At 58.7% G+C, this 17,643-nt stretch carries 16 protein-coding genes; 10 read left to right on the top strand and 6 right to left on the bottom strand.

All coding sequences use genetic code 11. The annotated features are described in order from the left end of the window. The first annotated feature begins 149 nt into the window (after nt 1–149). Nucleotides 150–1,778 carry a pre-peptidase C-terminal domain-containing protein gene (locus tag G8764_RS00360; RefSeq protein ID WP_166160790.1) on the top strand — a complete coding sequence of 543 codons (1,629 nt, stop codon included), beginning with the start codon at nt 150–152 and terminating at the stop codon, nt 1,776–1,778. A 145-nt stretch (nt 1,779–1,923) separates the two neighbouring features. On the opposite strand, the gene G8764_RS00365 is transcribed toward G8764_RS00360, so the two are convergent. From G8764_RS00365 to G8764_RS00380, 4 genes are all read right to left on the bottom strand, one after another. Next, nucleotides 1,924–3,162 (bottom strand): ATP-binding protein, encoded by a 1,239-nt coding sequence (locus G8764_RS00365; RefSeq protein ID WP_166160792.1) that lies wholly within the window; start codon nt 3,160–3,162, stop codon nt 1,924–1,926. A gap of 265 nt (nt 3,163–3,427) precedes the next feature. Next, entirely contained in the window at nt 3,428–4,012 is a 585-nt protein-coding gene (locus G8764_RS00370) for a Tll0287-like domain-containing protein (RefSeq protein ID WP_166160794.1), read from the bottom strand. A gap of 29 nt (nt 4,013–4,041) precedes the next feature. After that, nucleotides 4,042–5,805: a SulP family inorganic anion transporter gene (locus G8764_RS00375; RefSeq protein ID WP_243748519.1), complete on the bottom strand. Its 1,764-nt coding sequence runs from the start codon at nt 5,803–5,805 to the stop codon at nt 4,042–4,044. 72 nt (nt 5,806–5,877) lie between these two features. Then, nucleotides 5,878–6,741 carry an MBL fold metallo-hydrolase gene (locus G8764_RS00380; protein WP_166160796.1) on the bottom strand — a complete coding sequence of 288 codons (864 nt, stop codon included), beginning with the start codon at nt 6,739–6,741 and terminating at the stop codon, nt 5,878–5,880. Between the two features lie 756 nt (nt 6,742–7,497). Here G8764_RS00380 and G8764_RS00385 point away from each other — a divergent pair. The 3 genes from G8764_RS00385 (at nt 7,498) to G8764_RS00395 (ending at nt 11,033) form a co-directional block, all read left to right on the top strand. Then, on the top strand, nt 7,498–8,520 hold the full coding sequence (locus G8764_RS00385; protein ID WP_166160798.1) for a class I fructose-bisphosphate aldolase: 1,023 nt from the start codon (nt 7,498–7,500) through the stop codon (nt 8,518–8,520). 63 nt (nt 8,521–8,583) lie between these two features. Then, the gene (locus G8764_RS00390) at nt 8,584–10,089 is read left to right on the top strand and encodes a thymidine phosphorylase family protein (RefSeq protein WP_166162884.1); all 1,506 of its coding nucleotides are present in this window, start codon (nt 8,584–8,586) and stop codon (nt 10,087–10,089) included. Then, a complete protein-coding gene (locus tag G8764_RS00395) occupies nt 10,089–11,033 on the top strand; it encodes a ribose-phosphate diphosphokinase (protein WP_166160800.1) in 945 nt (314 codons plus the stop codon). Before G8764_RS00390 ends, G8764_RS00395 begins: the two co-directional genes overlap by 1 nt. A gap of 70 nt (nt 11,034–11,103) precedes the next feature. Here the strand turns inward: G8764_RS00395 and G8764_RS00400 are convergent, their stop codons facing one another. After that, entirely contained in the window at nt 11,104–11,505 is a 402-nt protein-coding gene (locus G8764_RS00400) for a DUF3127 domain-containing protein (RefSeq protein WP_166160802.1), read from the bottom strand. Nucleotides 11,506–11,683: 178 nt separating this feature from the next. Here G8764_RS00400 and G8764_RS00405 point away from each other — a divergent pair, with 178 nt between their 5' ends. From G8764_RS00405 to G8764_RS00420, 4 genes are all read left to right on the top strand, one after another. Further along, on the top strand, nt 11,684–12,433 hold the full coding sequence (locus G8764_RS00405) for an HAD family hydrolase (RefSeq protein ID WP_166160804.1): 750 nt from the start codon (nt 11,684–11,686) through the stop codon (nt 12,431–12,433). 72 nt (nt 12,434–12,505) lie between these two features. After that, complete coding sequence (locus tag G8764_RS00410) at nt 12,506–13,774, top strand: YcjF family protein (RefSeq protein WP_207951615.1); 1,269 nt, start codon at nt 12,506–12,508, stop codon at nt 13,772–13,774. Continuing rightward, entirely contained in the window at nt 13,774–15,363 is a 1,590-nt protein-coding gene (locus G8764_RS00415; protein ID WP_243748564.1) for a GTPase family protein, read from the top strand. The genes G8764_RS00410 and G8764_RS00415 overlap by 1 nt, the downstream gene beginning before the upstream one ends. A 174-nt stretch (nt 15,364–15,537) precedes the next feature. Continuing rightward, nucleotides 15,538–16,008, top strand: coding sequence for a hypothetical protein (locus G8764_RS00420; RefSeq protein ID WP_166160808.1), 471 nt, complete (start codon nt 15,538–15,540; stop codon nt 16,006–16,008). A 67-nt stretch (nt 16,009–16,075) separates the two neighbouring features. On the opposite strand, the gene G8764_RS00425 is transcribed toward G8764_RS00420, so the two are convergent. Continuing rightward, nucleotides 16,076–16,450 (bottom strand): PH domain-containing protein, encoded by a 375-nt coding sequence (locus G8764_RS00425; protein ID WP_341806259.1) that lies wholly within the window; start codon nt 16,448–16,450, stop codon nt 16,076–16,078. Between the two features lie 157 nt (nt 16,451–16,607). Here G8764_RS00425 and G8764_RS00430 point away from each other — a divergent pair, with 157 nt between their 5' ends. Both G8764_RS00430 and G8764_RS00435 read left to right on the top strand, forming a co-directional pair. Then, complete coding sequence (locus G8764_RS00430; RefSeq protein ID WP_166160810.1) at nt 16,608–16,979, top strand: YajD family HNH nuclease; 372 nt, start codon at nt 16,608–16,610, stop codon at nt 16,977–16,979. A 50-nt stretch (nt 16,980–17,029) separates the two neighbouring features. Further along, nucleotides 17,030–17,572, top strand: a complete 543-nt coding sequence (locus G8764_RS00435) for a YaeQ family protein (protein WP_166160811.1) — start codon at nt 17,030–17,032, stop codon at nt 17,570–17,572. Nucleotides 17,573–17,643 lie beyond the last annotated feature (71 nt).

Genomic DNA, 17,643 nt, shown 5'->3' on the forward strand with positions numbered 1-17,643 from the left:
ATAAAAGTCATACCAATACAATAAAAGTAGCACCGACCGCGCTCAAACCTCCTGTATACCGTTTGCTGCGCCAACAGTGCGGAGGCTGGTAGCCGCTCTCCCAATTCCCTCGGGAAGTCCAAACAGCCTGTACCCAAGAGGACGGACCCATGCCTACCGTGATCTCTGTCTCGCCTGCAGCCTGTTTTTCATCGCTGCTGCGCATTTTGCTGATGCTAGTCACCATGGTTTACGGTGCCACAGCCGCGGCGCTAGCCATTGACGAAGCCGAGCCCAATAACCCGTGCTTTGCCGCTCAACAAATTGGTGCCTTTGATTTTCCTACCACCGTGACGGGCAGCCTCGATTCGATTCCCGAGCAGCCCGATGTTGATTTCTTCCAGTTCCAGGGGGTTGCCGGGCAAGCGGTGGTGGTTGACCTGGAGGGCGTAGCTACAGGGGCTGGCAGCTTGTCAGATCCCTTCCTGGGGCTGTTTAACTCGGAGTGCGCCCTGCTGGCCATCAATGATGACGGCGGTAGCGGGCTCAACTCGCGCTTTTCATTTAACCTGCCCGACGATGGCGTGTTCGTGCTCGGCGTAACCACTTGTTGCGATTCCGGTTTTATCGGTGGTGGTCAGGGCAGCTACACGTTGACCGTCGACGAATTGCTCACCATCACTTCCATCGACGGGCGGCTGGTGAACGCCAACAGCGGTGAACCTCTGCCCGGGGCCGAGCTGCCCTACGCATTGGCGCACTTGCTGCGCTGTAACGGCGAGGTATGTGACGAGCTTATTGGCAGCCAGCAAGTGGGCACTGGCGGTGAATTTTCGTTCCAGTCTGATCAGTTCGGCAATCCCCTGGCGGCAACGACCTATCAAATCCAGGCTGTGGCTTTTGGTTACGAAAACTTTACCAGCGCGCCGTTTGCAACCCTGCCTGAGGTGGTGAATAGCGTCGGTGATCTGGGCTTGTTGCCCCTGCAAGTAGTGGGTTCCATCAGTGGCCGTTTGGTCGACGCACTCAGTGCCGATCCGCTGCCGGGTAATATCCCGCCTTACCCAATCGTGTACCTGGAGCGCTGCGAAGAATTCGGCTGTTTTATTGTCGCCGGCTTTAGTCCGGATGACGCCGGCGAGTTTCGCTTTGACGGTATTACCTATAATTTGAGCCCGGCTACTTATCGTCTGTCTGCCAATGCCGAGGGGTATCAGCAATCTGTTTCGGCGCAAATGCCGGTGGCGGCGTTCGAACATGCGGATTTCGGTGATTTCCCCCTGACGCCACTTCCCATCCAGTTTGGTGCCATCCAGCCCTGTGTGATTCCGCCCGGAGGTGGCTTGTGCGAGTACAGCATCGATGTGCGCTATCGCGGTACCGCGCGCCGCTTCCGCGGGGAAGCCTGGAGCACGGTGGAGTTTTACCGCCCGCCGACTTATCAGGTCACTCGTTTCCAGGTGGGTAGAAACGGCGTGGAAAACCCCAACCCGCAGCGCTTGAACCTGGGCCAGGGCCAGACCGAAACGCTGACTTTCCAGCTGGATATTCCCGCCGATGTACCGGATTTTTCCACAGTCTGCGGCTACATCGCGGTGGGCCAAGGGCGTAACGCGCAGTTCAACAGTGGTGGCGATCGCTTTATATTCTGTTCGTCCACCCAAGGCGGCGCTTTGGTACCCATGTCCGAGAAAGAAGGGCGCAAGCATCTGAAGAACATAAAAGAGCGGCGTGAATCGGCGTTTGATACGCGGCATCAGCGCCGTAATATGCGCGACAAGCCGGCCCGCTCCAGGTGATTGGCTGAATCCGCCTGGCCTCAAACGAGGCCGGGCGCGATCAGCAGTAGCTTGGCGGTGATTACCGCGGCTTGATCAGGCTGAAAATGCCACGGATCTGGCCCAGCTCATACCCGGTGGCTTTGTCGTTCGGGTAGTTGACCCATCATGACCAGAGCGCTCCCAGCGGGACAGCGTAGAGATTATCGCCAAAAGCGGTCGTGTGATCACCATCGTAAAGCAGAACACCAATTTTGAATCGATCGCCGGCTACACCTTGAAAACGCTTCAGCCCGGAAAAATCCTTGGCACTCAAGCTTGCGGCTGCCTTAACCTCAATGGCAAAACAGTCGCCCATCGCATTTTCGATGATTACATCGACCTCCACCTTGTCCTTGTCACGGTAATGATAGAAGTTCAACGGTTCCTCGATCCACACTGCCTGTTTGCGCAATTCGTTATAGACAAAGGATTCCAGCACTGAACCAAAGTCGCCCGCCTGCTTCAGCAAACGCTCTCGATTAAGACCTCGCATGGCACACATCATGCCAGTATCCACGGAGTGTAGTTTTGGCGTCTTCACCAGCCGTTTGTATTCATTACAGTGCCAGGCGGGTAATTGTTCTACCAGAAACAACTGCTCCAGCAACGCCATGTACTTTTTGATGGTCAGTCGATCCAGGCCAAGCTTGCCACCCAGTTCGGTCAGATTTACCAGCTTTCCAGCATAGAACGCGGTGAGCTTAAGCAGCTTGGCCATAAGATCGGGGTGATCGATGTGGGTCAGGTCGCGGATATCCCTTTGGATTAATGTGTTTAGATACTGCTGATACCAGGCTTGGCTACGCCGCTCACTGGCACGCTGTAATGGTTCTGGAAAGCAGCCACTCACGAGACGATGCAGCAGATGTTCCCGCACGCGGATGTTCTGGGTAGTGGGTGCTTTCTGATCAAGTAATTTGGTCAAAAAGTCAGGCTGCCTTCCGTGAATCTCGCACTCCGATAGCGTCATAAGGCGCACCGATTCCATCCGGCCTGCCAGGGAATCCGACAGCCGGGGCAATAACAAGGCGTTGGCTGAACCCGTTAGCAAGAAGCGGCCTGGCGTTCGCTGCTCGTCAACGGCCTGCTTGATGGAGATAAACAGCTCGGGAAGACGTTGTACTTCGTCGAGAGCAATCCTAGTAGATGGTAGATTGCGGATAAAGCCAACGGGATCAGCTCGGGCGATCTCAAATTGGGCCTGGTCATCCAGGGTGATAAAGGTCCAGTTGTCAGCCCCCGTTTCCGTGATCAGCGTTTTCACCAGGGTGGTTTTACCGACTTGGCGTGGGCCCATGATGAACACCACGGGAGTATCACTCAGAGCTTCTTTGACATTGTGTTCAGAATAACGAGGGTACATAAAAGTTAGCCCGGCCAAAGGAGAGCATGTGTTCGTCCAGGCGTTATTTTACTGTCGTCCAATCGTTATTGCAATAGCGTCCAACCGTTATCGACCGTTGCAGGGCCACCAGAAACCGCAAATTGTTAAATAAAAATAGTCTCATAAAAGTCTTTGACATAACCAAGCCCAAGCGAGGACCTATAACAGCCAAACAGCAGATTCTATTCAACCTGCAGCGATACTAGCCATCAATGCTGCCACAACGATTACCCGATTGAGGCGATTACCGCGGCTTGATCAGGCTGAAAATGCCACGGATCTGGCCCAGCTCATACCCGGTGGCCATGTCGTTCGGGTAGTAGCTGGCCAGTGCCGCGGACACATCCGCTGCGATCGTTTGGCCGTGACACATCAGGCACAAAGGCTCAACAACCTGGGCTTTGGCGAAACGGTATCCGTCGGGGGTAACTTCACCCTGGCTCAAGGACGACGGATCCGCACCCGCTGCCAGCTTGTCTTCAAACTGTTTCAGCATGGCGGTCTCCCACTCATCGGGCACGGCAGCGGGGTTGCGGTTGCGGCTGCTAACCCGGCGGATAACCCAGCCACTTTCAGCACTCAAACTCTCGGCAATTTGCGGCGCTTCAGTGGCGCAAACTGCAACCGCATGGGCCGGACCATCGGCGCTAATCGCGGCCTTTAGCCTGGGCTTGAGTTGGCCGGCAAATTTTTGCACCAGCGCCAGTGCCGTTTGCTGGTCGGCATCAATCTCACTGGCTGCCATGGCAGTAAGCCCAACTGCCAGGCCGGATACGGCAAGGCTGAGGGCGAGCACACGCCGGCGGCGAGGGTGCTTTGCCAATTTCATAATCGTTCTCCCGTCGTGTACGAAACCCTCTATTTTTCCAGCGCGGCTTGGGTCGTGCCCGGGTCGAGGGTTTTTAACGCATCGTACTGGCTGACAAAAACCTGGCCGCCGAGGTGCTCGAGAAAGTCGGACTTGCGCAGCTGATCCATCACTGGGCCTTTCACTTCGGACAGGTGCAACTGGATGCCCGCATCGTGCAAGCGTTGTTTGATGGTGTGCAGGCTTTCCAGCGCGCTGGCATCGATCAGGTTGACCGCCGAACACATCAACACCACATGCTTGATGTCCGGGTGGCTGCCGGTCAGTTCCGCCACCCGGTCTTCGAGGTAGCGGGCGTTGGGAAAATACAGGCTTTCGTCGACTCGCAGCGACAACACCTGGGGACTCTCCACCACGGCATAGCGATTGATATTGCGAAAATGCTGGCTGCCCGGCAGTTGGCCCACCACCGCAATATGGGGCTGGCTGGTGCGCTTGAGGAACAGCCCCAGTGACAGGCCCACCCCCATCAGTATCCCGGCTTCCACCCCCACCAGCAGTACACCGACCACGGTGGTGATCATGGCAAGGGCATCAGCGCGGGAATAGCGCCAGGTGCGCATAAACGCGCCCAGATCCACCAGGCTTAACACGGCGACAATGATGGTCGCGGCGAGCACCGCTTGGGGCAGGTTGTGAAATAACGGGGTAAAAAATAATACCGTCAGGCTAATGCCCAGCGCGGTAAAGGCGCCGGCCATCGGGGTGGCGGCACCGGCATCGAAATTAACCACAGAGCGGGAAAAACCGCCGGTTACGGGAAAGCCGCCGCTGACCGCCGCGGCAATATTGGCGCTGCCCAGCCCGAACAATTCCTGGTTGGGGTCAATGCGTTGTCGTCGCTTGGCGGCGAGGGTCTGGCCGACGGATACCGACTCAACAAAACCCACCAGGCTGATCAGCAGCGCCGCCGGCAGCAATTGCGGCAGCAGTTGTAACTCCATAGTCGGGACTGACAGCGGTGGAAATCCCCGGGGTATCGCGCCGACCACGGCAACCCCCCGGTCCGCCAGGTCAAACAGTGAAACCACGGCTATGGCCAATAGCAAGGTAACCACCGGGCCGGCCTTGCTGAGATTGGCCGCCAGCATTGGCGAAAGCCTCAGCCGGCTGAGCCAGCCCTTGAGGTGGCTGCGAGCCAACATTAACAATATCAAGCTGGCCGTGCCGATCGCCAGTGTCGGCCCGTGGGTGCGGCTCAGGTTCTGCGCCAGCCCCCAGAGCATGTCCAGGACGTTGTGACCGCCGCCGGCAATGCCGAGAATATGCTGTAACTGGCCGATGGCGATCAGCAGGCCCGAGGCGCTGATAAACCCTGACACCACCGGGTGGCTGAGAAAGTTGGCCAGGAACCCCAGTCGCAACAACGCCATGACCATTAGAATGGCACCGGACAAGAGGGCGAGCACCATGGCCGCAACCATGTATTCCTGGCTGCCGGCGGCAAACAGGGGGGCGAGGGCGGTGGCGGTCATAAGCGAGATAACCGCCACCGGCCCCACCGAAAGCGTGCTGCTGGTGCCAAACAGCGTGTAGGCCAGCAGCGGTAAAATGCTGGCGTACAGCCCGGCCACCGGCGGCAGTCCGGCGAGCATGGCGTAGGCCAGGCTCTGGGGAATCAGCATCAGGGTGACAATGACCGCGGCCAGGCCATCCTGGCCAGCCTTGTTGCCACTGTAGCCTTTCAGCCAATTGCTGCAGGGCAGCAGGTTGGCCAGCCGACTCGCCGGCCGGGTTGCTTCAGGTTTCGCCAAGGCTTACATCTCCGGCTGGGGCTATTTTCCAGCGAGCGTTCATTCACAGGCCGTGTTGATGCTCAAACAGGGTCACAAAACATTGAGTGGAATTTTCAGGTAGCGGATACCATTGGCTTCGGCGGGCGGCAGGTTGCCGGCCCTCATATTTACCTGCACCGACGACAGCATCAGCTTGGGTGTACCCAGCGTCGCGTCGCGCTTGTCGCGCATGCTGACAAATTCCTGCTCGGATACTCCCGCGTGAATGTGAACGTTGTGGCGCTTCTGTTCGCCTACCGTGGTCTCGCAGACGAATTCCTTGCGCTCCTCGGTGCCGTAGTCGTGACACAGGAACATACGGGTTGCGTCCGGCAGCGAGAAAATCTTTTGTACGGAGTGGTACATGGCATGTGTATCTCCGCCGGGAAAATCGCAACGTGCGGTGCCGTAATCCGGCATAAACAGGGTGTCGCCGACAAACGCTGCATCGCCTATAACGTAGGTCAGGCACGCCGGTGTATGGCCCGGGGTGTGCATAACCCGGGCGGCGATATTGCCAACCTTGAATTCCGCCCCGTCGGCCAGCAGTGCATCAAACTGGGTGCCGTCGGCGCTAAAATCAGGGCCGGTATTGAAGAGCTTGCCAAAGGTTTGCTGCACCACTGTTATTTTTTCGCCGATCGCCAGCTTGCCGCCCAGTTGCTCGCGCAGATAGGGCGCCGCACTGAGGTGGTCGGCGTGCACGTGGGTTTCCAGTATCCATTCAACCGTGAGGTCGTGGCTGCGCACGTGCTCAATCAGCTTGTTGGCCGACTCGTGGGAGGTGTGGCCGGAGGCCGCATCGTAATCGAGCACCGAATCCACCAGCGCACAGTGGGAGGTTTGCGGGTCAGTGACCACATAGCTGTAGGTATAGGTTTGCGGATCAAAAAAAGCGTTAACCTCGGGGCGCATGGCTCATTTTCCCTGTCTATAAACGGACGATCATTTGTAATGCTTTGGCTCTGCCGTGCGACAGAAACACCCCGCTACAGTAACAGCAAATGCCTCATCACTGCAGTGGTCGTGCGCGGCCCAGCCAGCGTGGTATCGGTAGACGGCGTTGGCGGGCAGCGCGAGTGTTCGAGGCTGACGCCGCCGACAGGTATTAACCGGGGAAAGACCACTGCCGGGCACTGCCTGCAAAAGGTTATTTAGAAGACTCTAATATAACCAATTTTTGGTTATATGTATACATCCAAATGTTATAAGTTGGCGGAGTTCGGTTGATGCCCCGGTTGCCGGGTCACGGACCGGTCCCTGGGAATGCAGCAGCGCACAATTGGCCATTACTGCAGCCAGTTGCACACGCTGTTTTATTTACATTGTCGGCACAAGCTTAGTGCCGAATCGCCTCGAAGATGTCCACAAACGACGGTATCTTGGCAATGGATATGGGCAAGTGCAGCTTCCTGGCGGTACTTTACGGGAAAAAAGTAGGACCAAAAAAGTTTCAGCTAGTTGCGGCGCATTCTAATTTGTCTTCGAACACCCTAACAGCGAGCATCTGTGGTACTTCTAAGTAGCCCCTCTTTTAGCGCGGTTTAAACTAGCCTGACTCGGCTTTATGCAGGCTTGATCTAACAATTCCCACTTGAGCAATTACTATCCGCCGCAAACTGTTTCATTATTAAAGGAAGAGTCTGGTTTACCCGCCACAGGAGCAGCGCCATGCAATACATGACCGAACTGCAAGACACCATCAACGCCATGGTCCAGAAGGGACGGGGTATTCTCGCTGCAGATGAGAGCTCGCCCACCATCGCCAAACGCTTCGCGGCCATTAATGCCGAGAGCACCGAAGAAAACCGCCGCGTCTGGCGCAGCTTGCTGGTGACCACCACCGGGCTGGGCGAGTACATCAGTGGCATCATCCTCTACGAGGAAACCCTCGGCCAGAAGACCGACGCCGGCTTGACCATCCCTGAGGCGGCCTGGGTCGAAAAGATTGTGCCGGGTATCAAGGTGGATAAAGGCAAGATTCCACTGGCCCTGTCACCCGGGGACCTGATCACCGAAGGGCTCGACGGTCTTGGCAAGCGCCTGCAAGCCTATAAACCCCAGGGCGCGCGCTTCGCCAAATGGCGCGAGGTGTATGCCATCGAGCCCCACGCGCCGACCCGGCACGGCATCGAGGCCAATGCCGAGATGCTGGCCCGCTATGCGGCGGTGTGCCAGGCGGAGGGGGTGGTGCCGATCGTAGAGCCGGAAGTGCTGATGGACGGCAGTCACGATATCGATCGGTGTGCCGAGGTGACCGAGGCCGTGCAGCAGGCGGTATTCGCGGCCCTGCACCGCCACGGGGTGGTGCTGGAGCTGATGATCCTGAAACCCAATATGATCCTGCCGGGCCAGGACTGCCGCACGGCAGACCCGGATGAGGTGGCGGCGGCGACCCTGAAAGTGCTGCGGCGGACCGTGCCAGCGGCGGTACCGAGCATCAACTTTCTCTCCGGCGGCCAGAGCCCGGAGGAGGCCACCGCCAACCTCAATGCCCTCAACCAACAGTGGCCCAATGCCCCCTGGCAGCTAAGTATTTCCTACGGCCGCGCCCTGCAGCAAACAGCGTTGCAGGCCTGGGGCGGCAAACCGGCAAATATCGCCGCGGCACAGCAGGCGCTGCTCGAACGGGCTCGCCTCAATCACCTGGCAATGCTCGGCAATTACCAGCCTGATATGGAGCGTGGCAATTGAGTTCTGCGCCGGGTATGGGCCCCGCACCGCATTGACCACAAGCACTAGTTGCGAGTTGAATTGATGGACAGCCTGATCGTCAAGGACATGGGCATCGACACCCACCAGGAGCCGGTGATGTATATGCGCCGGGATTGCCACGTCTGCCGCGCCGAAGGTTTTACCGCCAGCACCCGAGTCGCGGTTATTCACGGCGAGCACTCCGTTATTGCCAGCATGAACGTGGTGGACGAGGCGGTCCTGGAACAGGGCTACGCGGGGTTTTCCAAGGCCGCCCTGGAGCGCTTGCAGGCGGCAGAAGGTGACTATGTCACCGTTGGCCATGCGCCGGTGCTGGAATCCATGCAAAGCGTGCGCAAAAAGATTTTCGGCCACAAGTTAAGCGAAGCCGAGATCACAGAGATCATCGAGGACATCAGTGCCCACCGCTACAGCGATATCGAAATCGCCAGCTTTTTAAGCGTCTGCGCCGGCAGCCGCCTGGATGTGGAGGAAATCATCGACCTCACCGATGCCATGGTTGCCTGCGGGAAACGCTTGCAGTGGCCACAACACCGGCGAGTCTTTGATAAACATTGTATCGGCGGCCTGCCGGGTAACCGCACCACACCCCTGTTGGTGTCCATCGCCAGTGCCGCCGGCCTGGTGATGCCCAAGACCTCGTCGCGAGCCATAACCTCTCCGGCGGGCACGGCGGATACCATGGAGGCCCTGACCACGGTCAATCTTGAACTGGCCGAAATACAGCACACGGTTACTGCCACCGGTGCCTGCCTGGCCTGGGGTGGGGCGGTCAACCTGAGTCCGGCGGATGACCTGATGATCCGGATCGAGCGCGCCCTGGACCTGGACGGCGAGGGCCAGTTGATTGCCTCGGTGCTGTCGAAGAAAATTGCCGCCGGCTCCACCCATGTCATTATTGATATCCCGGTGGGGGAGACGGCAAAAGTCCGCACTGAGCGGGACGCCAACCGGTTGGCGTCGCTGTTCACCCAGGTGGGCGCGGCTTGCGGGATTTTTGTGCGCTGTATTATTACCGACGGCACCCGGCCGGTGGGGCTGGGCATCGGCCCGGTGGAGGAGGCGCGGGATCTGCTGGCGGTGTTGCAATGCCAGCCCCAGGCCCCGGCAGACCTGCGCGAACGGGCGCTGCTCCTGACCGCCCACCTGTTTGACCTGGCCGACGGCGCCGGTGTCGAAGCCGGCTATGCAAAGGCAGCAAAGATTCTCGACAGCGAACAGGCCTGGCTGCAGTTCCAGCGCATCGCCATCGCCCAGGGCGGCATGAAAACCCTGCCAGACGCGGCTTACCAGCACATTGAATACGCGCTCACCGCTGGCACCATCCGCAAGGTGGATAATCGGCAATTGGCGCAGCTGGCCAAGTTGGCCGGTGCACCTTCCACTCCGGCGGCCGGGGTGCGCCTGCATGTGCGTGTCGGCGCGACCATCTCCGCCGGTACACCACTGTTCACCCTGTTCAGCAACAGCACCGGTGAACGCAACTACGCGCTGGAATACTATCGCAACCAAAGTGCCATCTTTACCATCGAGGAGGCCGCAGGATAATGTCCGCTACTTTGTCCGGTTCAACAAGTTCCTCTGCACCCGTCCCCATTGTCTTTGAGCTGCAACCGCAGCCCCTGACAGCGCCCCTGGCTGCGGCCCTTTACGGGGACGCCGGGAAACTGGAAAGCCGCCTGTTTCCGGACGGGGAGTCTTATTTGCGGATAACCTCGGCGGTCTATGGGCGGCCCTGCCTGATCGTGGCCGAGCTGTCCCACCCCAATGGTAAATACCTGCCGCTGCTGTTCCTGGCGGCGACGCTGCGGGAGTTTGGTGCTGCCAGCGTCGGCCTGGTGGCGCCCTACCTGAGCTATATGCGCCAGGACATCCGTTTCCAGGATGGCGAGGTGGTGACATCAAAAATTTTTGCCCGGGAGTTATCCCGCCAGTTTGACTGGCTGGTGACGGTCGACCCGCATCTGCATCGCTACAACTCACTGGATGAAATCTACACAATACCGGCCCAGGTGGTGCACGGGGCTCCAGCCCTGGCCCAGCGCCTGGGGCAAATGCCCGATGTGTTGCTGGTTGGGCCGGATGCAGAAAGCGAGCAATGGGTTGCCGAGATTGCCCAGCTAAGCGGTCACCCCTTTATCATCGGAAACAAGCATCGCCACGGGGATCGCAAGGTGGAGATAGTGCTGCCGCCGCTGGAGGAGTATAAGCAGCGCACCGCGGTTATCATCGATGACGTGATTTCCAGCGGCCACACCATCCTGCAATGCCTGCAGCAGTTGCAGGCCAATGGCATGAAGCGGGTTCAATGCGCCGCGGTGCACGGCATTTTTGCCGACGGTGCGGATGAGAAATTAATGGCCGCCGGGCTGGACGCCCTGATCACTACCAATACCATCGCCCACAGCTCGAACGCTGCAGATGTGACGCCGCTGTTGGTCAAACCGGTCACAGACTTCTTGCATCGACAGGGAAGCGCAGCGAGCCGATAAACTTACCAGTCCGCTCGTTGAAGCCCCAGCTGAAAAGCCGGGGCCGTTGTACTGCTATTGAACGCAAATCCTAAAACGGCACGTCATCGTCGTAGCTGGCGCCGCTGGACTGGTTAAAGTCCGCCGCATCGTAATGGGCGTAGGAGGGGCCCTGGTCCTTCATGCCGGCATCCACCGCCTCGATGCGCCAGGCTTGCAGGCTGGTAAAGCATCGCTCCGGCTTGCCATTGCCAGACCAGAGCCGGCCGGAAAAGTTGAAGTGCACGTTGATCTCGTCACCCACATTGTAGGCATCCATCAGGGCACACTTGTCTTTGATGAGCTCGAGAGCGACATGGTTGGGGTAGGCGGAGTTTTCTCCCTCGCCGGTCAGCTTGATGACAAACTCTCTCTTGGTGAAGCCGTTGTTGCCGTATTCGGTGGTGGCGCCAATGGAGTGAATTACTCCCTGGATTTCATAGCTTTTGGACATTGAATTACTCTTTGGGATTGAATTTGGAACCTGGTAGCGACCCGGCCCGGTAAACGGGGCGGACAGGGCGCTGCTTAAAACGTCTGCGCGCGCTATTATACACACCTATAGATACCCAAAACCCGAAAGATACCCAAAACCCGAAAGATACCCAAAACCCGAATCCCTGGAGGTTTCCTTGCTGAAAGCACTTTTCTTCGATATGGACGAGACCCTGTGCGACACCCGTTTCGCCAACGAGCAAGCCACGCGCCTGCTGGGCGAGTCGCTGCTGGCCCAGTTTGGGCCGGGGGTGGATGCCGCGGCTGTGGCCCACGCCTATGTGGCCGGTATTTACCGGGAGTGGAGCGAGAGCCAGCGGGCACGCTACCTGCCCATTATCGAACAGCAGAGCGAGGGGGCCTTTCGGGTACAACTGATTCGCGACCTGCTGGCCGAGCAGGGTATAACCGAGGTCAGCAAGGACCAGGCCCGCAGCCTGCAGGACCAGTTTGACCGGGACCGGCTGCAACACTTTGACTTCTACCCCGGGATTGCCGAATTTTTGACCGAGATGCGCCAGCTTTTTACCCTGGTGGTGATCACCAACGGGCCGGAGTTCTCCCAGGTACCGAAGGTGAAGACCGTACACCTGGCGCGCTATGTGGATCACATCCTTATCGGCGGCCAAGAGCCGGAGCAAAAGCCGGCCAAGTCAATCTTCCTGAAAGCTCTCAAGCTGGCCAACTGCGAGGCCCACGAAGCCATTCATGTGGGCGACAGCCTGGCGGCCGATATCGCCGGCGCGCACAATACCGGCATCACCTCGGTCTGGATCCAGCACTCGCAACCGCTGGATGCGGAACTGGGCATAGACCCTCACCATACCGTGCTGCACCCCAGTGAAATCCCGCAATTTATCAGGCAGTTACATCAGGGTTCTAACTAAGCTTCGAGATCACTGGCAATTGCTCACCGGTTCAATTATGGTCATGGGAATGTCCCGCCAGGGCCTTGTGCCATGAAGAAAATATTTCAGTCCATCTATCGCAACATCATCAACCCCTCGGCGGACGAGGCGCTGGCCAAAGCCTGGCAGGCCGGCGGCGGTGAGCTGCCCACCCTGTGGTTGCTGGGGAAGACCGGGGCCGGCAAATCGTCCATCGTCCAGAAAATGACCGGCGCCAGTGCCGCTGAAATTGGCAACGGCTTTATGCCCTGCACCCGGGATGCGCAGGCCTACCAATACCCGGCCGAGCTGCCCATCCTGCGTTTTATGGATACCCGCGGGCTGGGGGAGGCGGATTACGACGCCAGCGAGGACCTGCAGTTTCTCGGTGAGACCAGCCATGCCCTGTTGATCGTCATACGGCTTGGCGACGGCGAACAGAGCGCGGTACTGAGCGCACTGCGCCAGATCCGCAACTCGGCCCGCCAGATTCAGCGCGAGCACGTGATGGTGGTGCACACCGGCGCCAGCGATATAGACAGTGAGCACGACCGCCGCCGAGCGCTGGCGGACAAGCAGGCGCAGGTGGAGCAGGTGTGGGGGGCGGAGCTGGATCACTGCCTGGTGGATTTTTCACCGCTGGATTCTTTGCCGGTGGATAGTTCACCGATGGATCGTACACAAGTAAATAGCGATGGCGGCCTCAATGACCTGGGCGAGGCCGAGCTAAAGGAGATGCTCAGCGCGCGCTTGCCCGAACTGCGCCTGTGGCTGCAAAAGCGGCAACACCGGGATCTGGAGCGGGCTAATTTCGAACGTTTGCGCAGCCAGGTGCTGTGGTACGCCGGAACCGCCGCCGCCAGCGATGCCATTCCGGCGGTTGGGCTGATCAGTGTGCCGGCGATCCAGGGCAAAATGCTGCACAGTCTCGCCCGCCACTATGACATCCAGTGGGACAAGCGCAACTTCTCGGAATTCAGCGCCGCCCTCGGCGGCAGCTTCGCGCTGCGCTATGGCACCAGCCTCGGCATGCGCCAACTGGCCAAACTGATTCCCGCTTACGGTCAGCTTGCCGGGGCGGCGCTCGCGGTTACCGTCAGCTACGCCAGTACCTACGCCATCGGCAGGGCGGCGTGCAGTTACCTGTACCACCAGAAAACCAAAACACCCCTGAGCGATGGCGCACTGCAAGCGCTGTATCGCGAAGCTATGCAGGAGGGCAAGGCCGCGGGCCGGGAAATCGAGCAGGACAGGCAGCAGCTGCATCCAAAGGACCAACCGCCGCTAACACCCGCCGCGGAGCCGGCATCAACCCCGACTGGCAAAGCAAACCCGAAGTGATGTCTCTCCTGCGCAGGGTACTGGCAGAAAAGGCGCTGCAGTTTTACCTGCTGGCCAGTGTCACGGTGCTGTTGCCATTGCTGGTGCTGCTGGTAATGGGCTTGCTGCACCTGTGGCAGCAGGGCTTGATGCTCTGGTTCGGGCTCGCTTCACTGCTTTTGGCACTGGCCACGGCGGCGCTGCACTGGCTGCTGGGGCGCGACGCTTCAACAGGGCCGGAGCGGCTGGATGGGGCGACCGACCAGCACCTGCCGGCCGTGCAGGACTGGTCCGAGTACGAAGTCCAGGTCTGGCAAAGCGCGCTAGCGAACATCAATGAACAGGAATTAACGCAGCTGCCCTGGGCAGACGTTCCCCGCGCCATGCTCAACCAGTTGACCTGGGTTGCGCGCACTTATCACCCAGGTAAAACTGACGCCGAATACGCCTTTACCGTGCCGGAATTGATGCTGATGCTGGAAGTCTGCAGCCGCAAATACCGCGCCCAGGTACTGGCCAATGTACCTCTCTCGCGACAGGTCAAGGTGTCGGAGTTTATGGGTGTTAGCCGCGCCACCGATGCCACTTACAAGCTGTACAAAAAATACGCCCTGGTAATCGATGCTGCCCGCGCGCTGCTGACCGGCGGCGCCAGTGTGCCCAGCCGCCTGGCCTCGGCCCTGATGTCGGAAGTGGGCAGCGGCCTGTCGCTGCACATGCAGAAAAACATGAAACAATTGTTGTTCGAGCAAGTCTCCCAGGTGGCGATCGATTTGTACAGCGGCCGCTTGACCCTGGCCGAGACGGAGCTGGCGGCCTACCAGGCGTCACTGCAGCCAGTGGCCGAGCCGGTGACACGGCCACTGACGGTGATGGTGGTAGGGCAGGTGAACGCCGGCAAATCCTCCCTGGTCAACGCGCTGCGGGCGCAGAGCGTGGCGGAGGTGGATGTGCTGCCCTCCACCGCGGGTTTTCACCACTATCAAGTGGCCCTGACTGACGATCTGGACATTATTCTGGTGGACAGCCCGGGGCTGGATGGCAGCAAACCCGTCGCCCGGGCCTTGTTGCAGCAGGCCACCAGCGCGGACATGTTGCTGTGGCTGTGCCAGGCCAACCAGCCGGCCAAGGCGCTGGACAAGGCGCTAATGGTGGAGTGGGATCAGTATTTCCAGCAGCACTTGGGCCGGAAAAAGCCACCGCTACTGTTGCTCACCAGTCACAACGATCGCCTGCCTCCGCCCGGGAACTGGCAACCGCCTTACGACCTGGGCCTTGACTCAGATAGCGACAACGTAAATAAAAGTACCAGGGATATAAGCGTCAGGGATAAAAAAGCCCGGACTATTGCCGCGGCCTGCAACTACACCCGGGAAGCCCTGGGGCTGGACGATTCGGTTCCGGTGTTGCCCATCGCCCTCAAGCCCGATGCCGAACCCTACAACCTGGATACCCTGAGGGAGTTGTTGCTCGAGGTGAGTGATGAAGCCCGGGCGGCGCAACTCAATCGCGAGCGCTTCGATGCGGCCCAAAGCGTGCCGCTGGTAGCGACCTTTCTGGCCCAGGCCGCCGGCCTGGCCAGGTCCAGCGGCAAAATTATTTTTCGTTGAGCCGCGCTGTGTTTGTGACCCCTAAACAGGTTCGATTTGGACCGTGCATTTGTGAATCGGGGAGGGGTATACTCGGCAGTAACTGCCAGTAATAAATAGGGAATAATGATGCTCAGAACCAGGCTGTTGATACCTTCTCTCTTTAGTGCAGCTGCTTTTTTAGGCTGTACTGCAATGTCACCTCCCGGCGATGAAACGGCGCAAGCCGACCGGCAAAACCCGGTCGCCATCGCAACGGCCAGGGTTCAACCCGCACCCGCTGCCAGCGCAGTCGCGGCTGAAAAGGTACCGAGCAACTCTTCAGTAGAGTCCAGCTGGATCCGGCCGGAAGTTGGCCAGCAAGAAGCCAGCCTTGGGGCTCGGGTCGAGAGCGTGGAATCAATGCCGGGCAGCGACACCGTGGCCGTGGGGATTTCCCTGCCACCCGGTGACGCTGATATCGAAGAGGTCACGGTGTACGGGCGCTCCACTGACCAAAAGGTAAAGCTAAAACCCATTACCCAGCCGGTAAAGTTTGAAGTCCTGAACTCACCGGATAAAAGTGGCATCGTAATCTACCTGCCGAAAATGGAAGACTTCGTTTTAAAGATAAATTACTACGAAAGCCAGCCCGACGTCGTGCCGGATTTAATCAGCGATCAATAACCTGCAAACGGCCCTGATCGAGCGCAAGGAAATGAACTCGATCAAGCATGGTTCCCGCAGTGCGCCCTCAGTCTTTTTGTACTGCTTTGACCAGGTCGCGCAACTCGTCCGGGCGGGGCAGGCCAGCCACTTCGATTTCCGGGTCGTCGCCGGCGGTAAAGACTGAAACGGTGCCGACCCCGAACAGGCGATTAGCAAAGCTCTGGTAAACGTTGAAAGTGCGAATACTGTCTACGTCCAGCTCAGTACGATCTTTACTGAGCAGACCCTTTTCCAGGATCAGGTCATCGCCGATCAACTCCAGCTTGGTGGATTTACACTTCAGGTACCACACCAGCAGTATAACCATACCCACCAGCACCGGGATCAATACGATGGAGAGTATAAAGCTGAAGGGTTTGTTCTTGAACATGGCGGGGTGTTCGGAATATTTTGCTTGCACGCTGGATCCTTGGGCTTGTGGTTGTGACCGTTGTGGTTACGACAGTTGTGGTTGTGACAGTTGTGGTTGTAATAAAGGCTGCGGTTGTGGTCGCTGCTAATGAAGGGTGCTAGCATACCCGAATTCAATGGCAAAAACCCAGCAACCGAGTGTCCCTATGGCATCGAAAACTTCCGGACCCAGCAAGCTCGATCGCGTCCTGGCCGAGCAGCGGGCCTATATCGCCCAGCGGGAAAAAGGCTATCGCGAGAAGGCGTTAAAACTCTACCCCTGGATCTGCGGCCGCTGCAGCCGGGAATTTACCCGCGCCAACCTGAGCGAGCTGACCGTGCACCACGTGGACCACAACCACGACAACAACCCGTCTGACGGCAGCAACTGGGAGCTACTTTGCATTTACTGTCATGACGAGGAACACACCAAGTTCAGCAACCTGATTCGCTACGGTAGCACCACTGCCCGGGAGAAGGCCCCCGCCACCCACAACCCTTTCGCCGACCTGAAAGAGCGCATGAAGAAGGGCGAGTGACACCATTACCCCAATTCCCTGGAAATACCTATGGCCCCCTGGAAATACCTATGGCGTTAAAGCCAACCATCTACAAACTGAAAATCAGCCTCTCCGATTTGAACCGGGAATACTACGACACCCTCAATCTCACCGTTGCCCGCCACCCCTCCGAGAGCCTGCCGCGAATGGCGGCCCGGGTGCTGGCTTACTGCCACAACGCCACAGATTTACTGACTTTTTGCCGGGGCCTGTCGGAGGCGGACGAGCCGGATATCTGGGCGCGGTCGCTGGACGATCAGTTGCTGCTGTGGATCGATGTAGGTGAGCCGGCCGTGGAGCGGATCAAGAAGGCCAGTCGCCGCGCCAGGCAAGTCAAAGTTTACAGCTTTAACAGCAAGTCCGGCGTCTGGTGGGAGCAGAACAAAGCCGGCTTTGCCGAGCTGCCGGTAGCCGTCTATCGCTTTGACTGGGACCAGGTCAATAACCTGGCCGGGCTGTTTCAACGCACCATGGAGTTTTCCCTGATGCTGAGCGGCGATTCCGCCTTTGTCTCCACTGAGTCCGGCGAGTGCGAGGTCAGCGGGGAGCTATTGCAGGCCGCCAGCAATTGAACCAATGCTGTCCCCTAAGCCCTCGATTTACAGCGCAGGTACAGCAGTGCTAAGGTCTGCGCTTTAAACCC

It is taken from the genome of Pseudomaricurvus alcaniphilus, from assembly GCF_011440395.1.
Taxonomy (GTDB): domain Bacteria; phylum Pseudomonadota; class Gammaproteobacteria; order Pseudomonadales; family Cellvibrionaceae; genus Pseudomaricurvus; species Pseudomaricurvus alcaniphilus.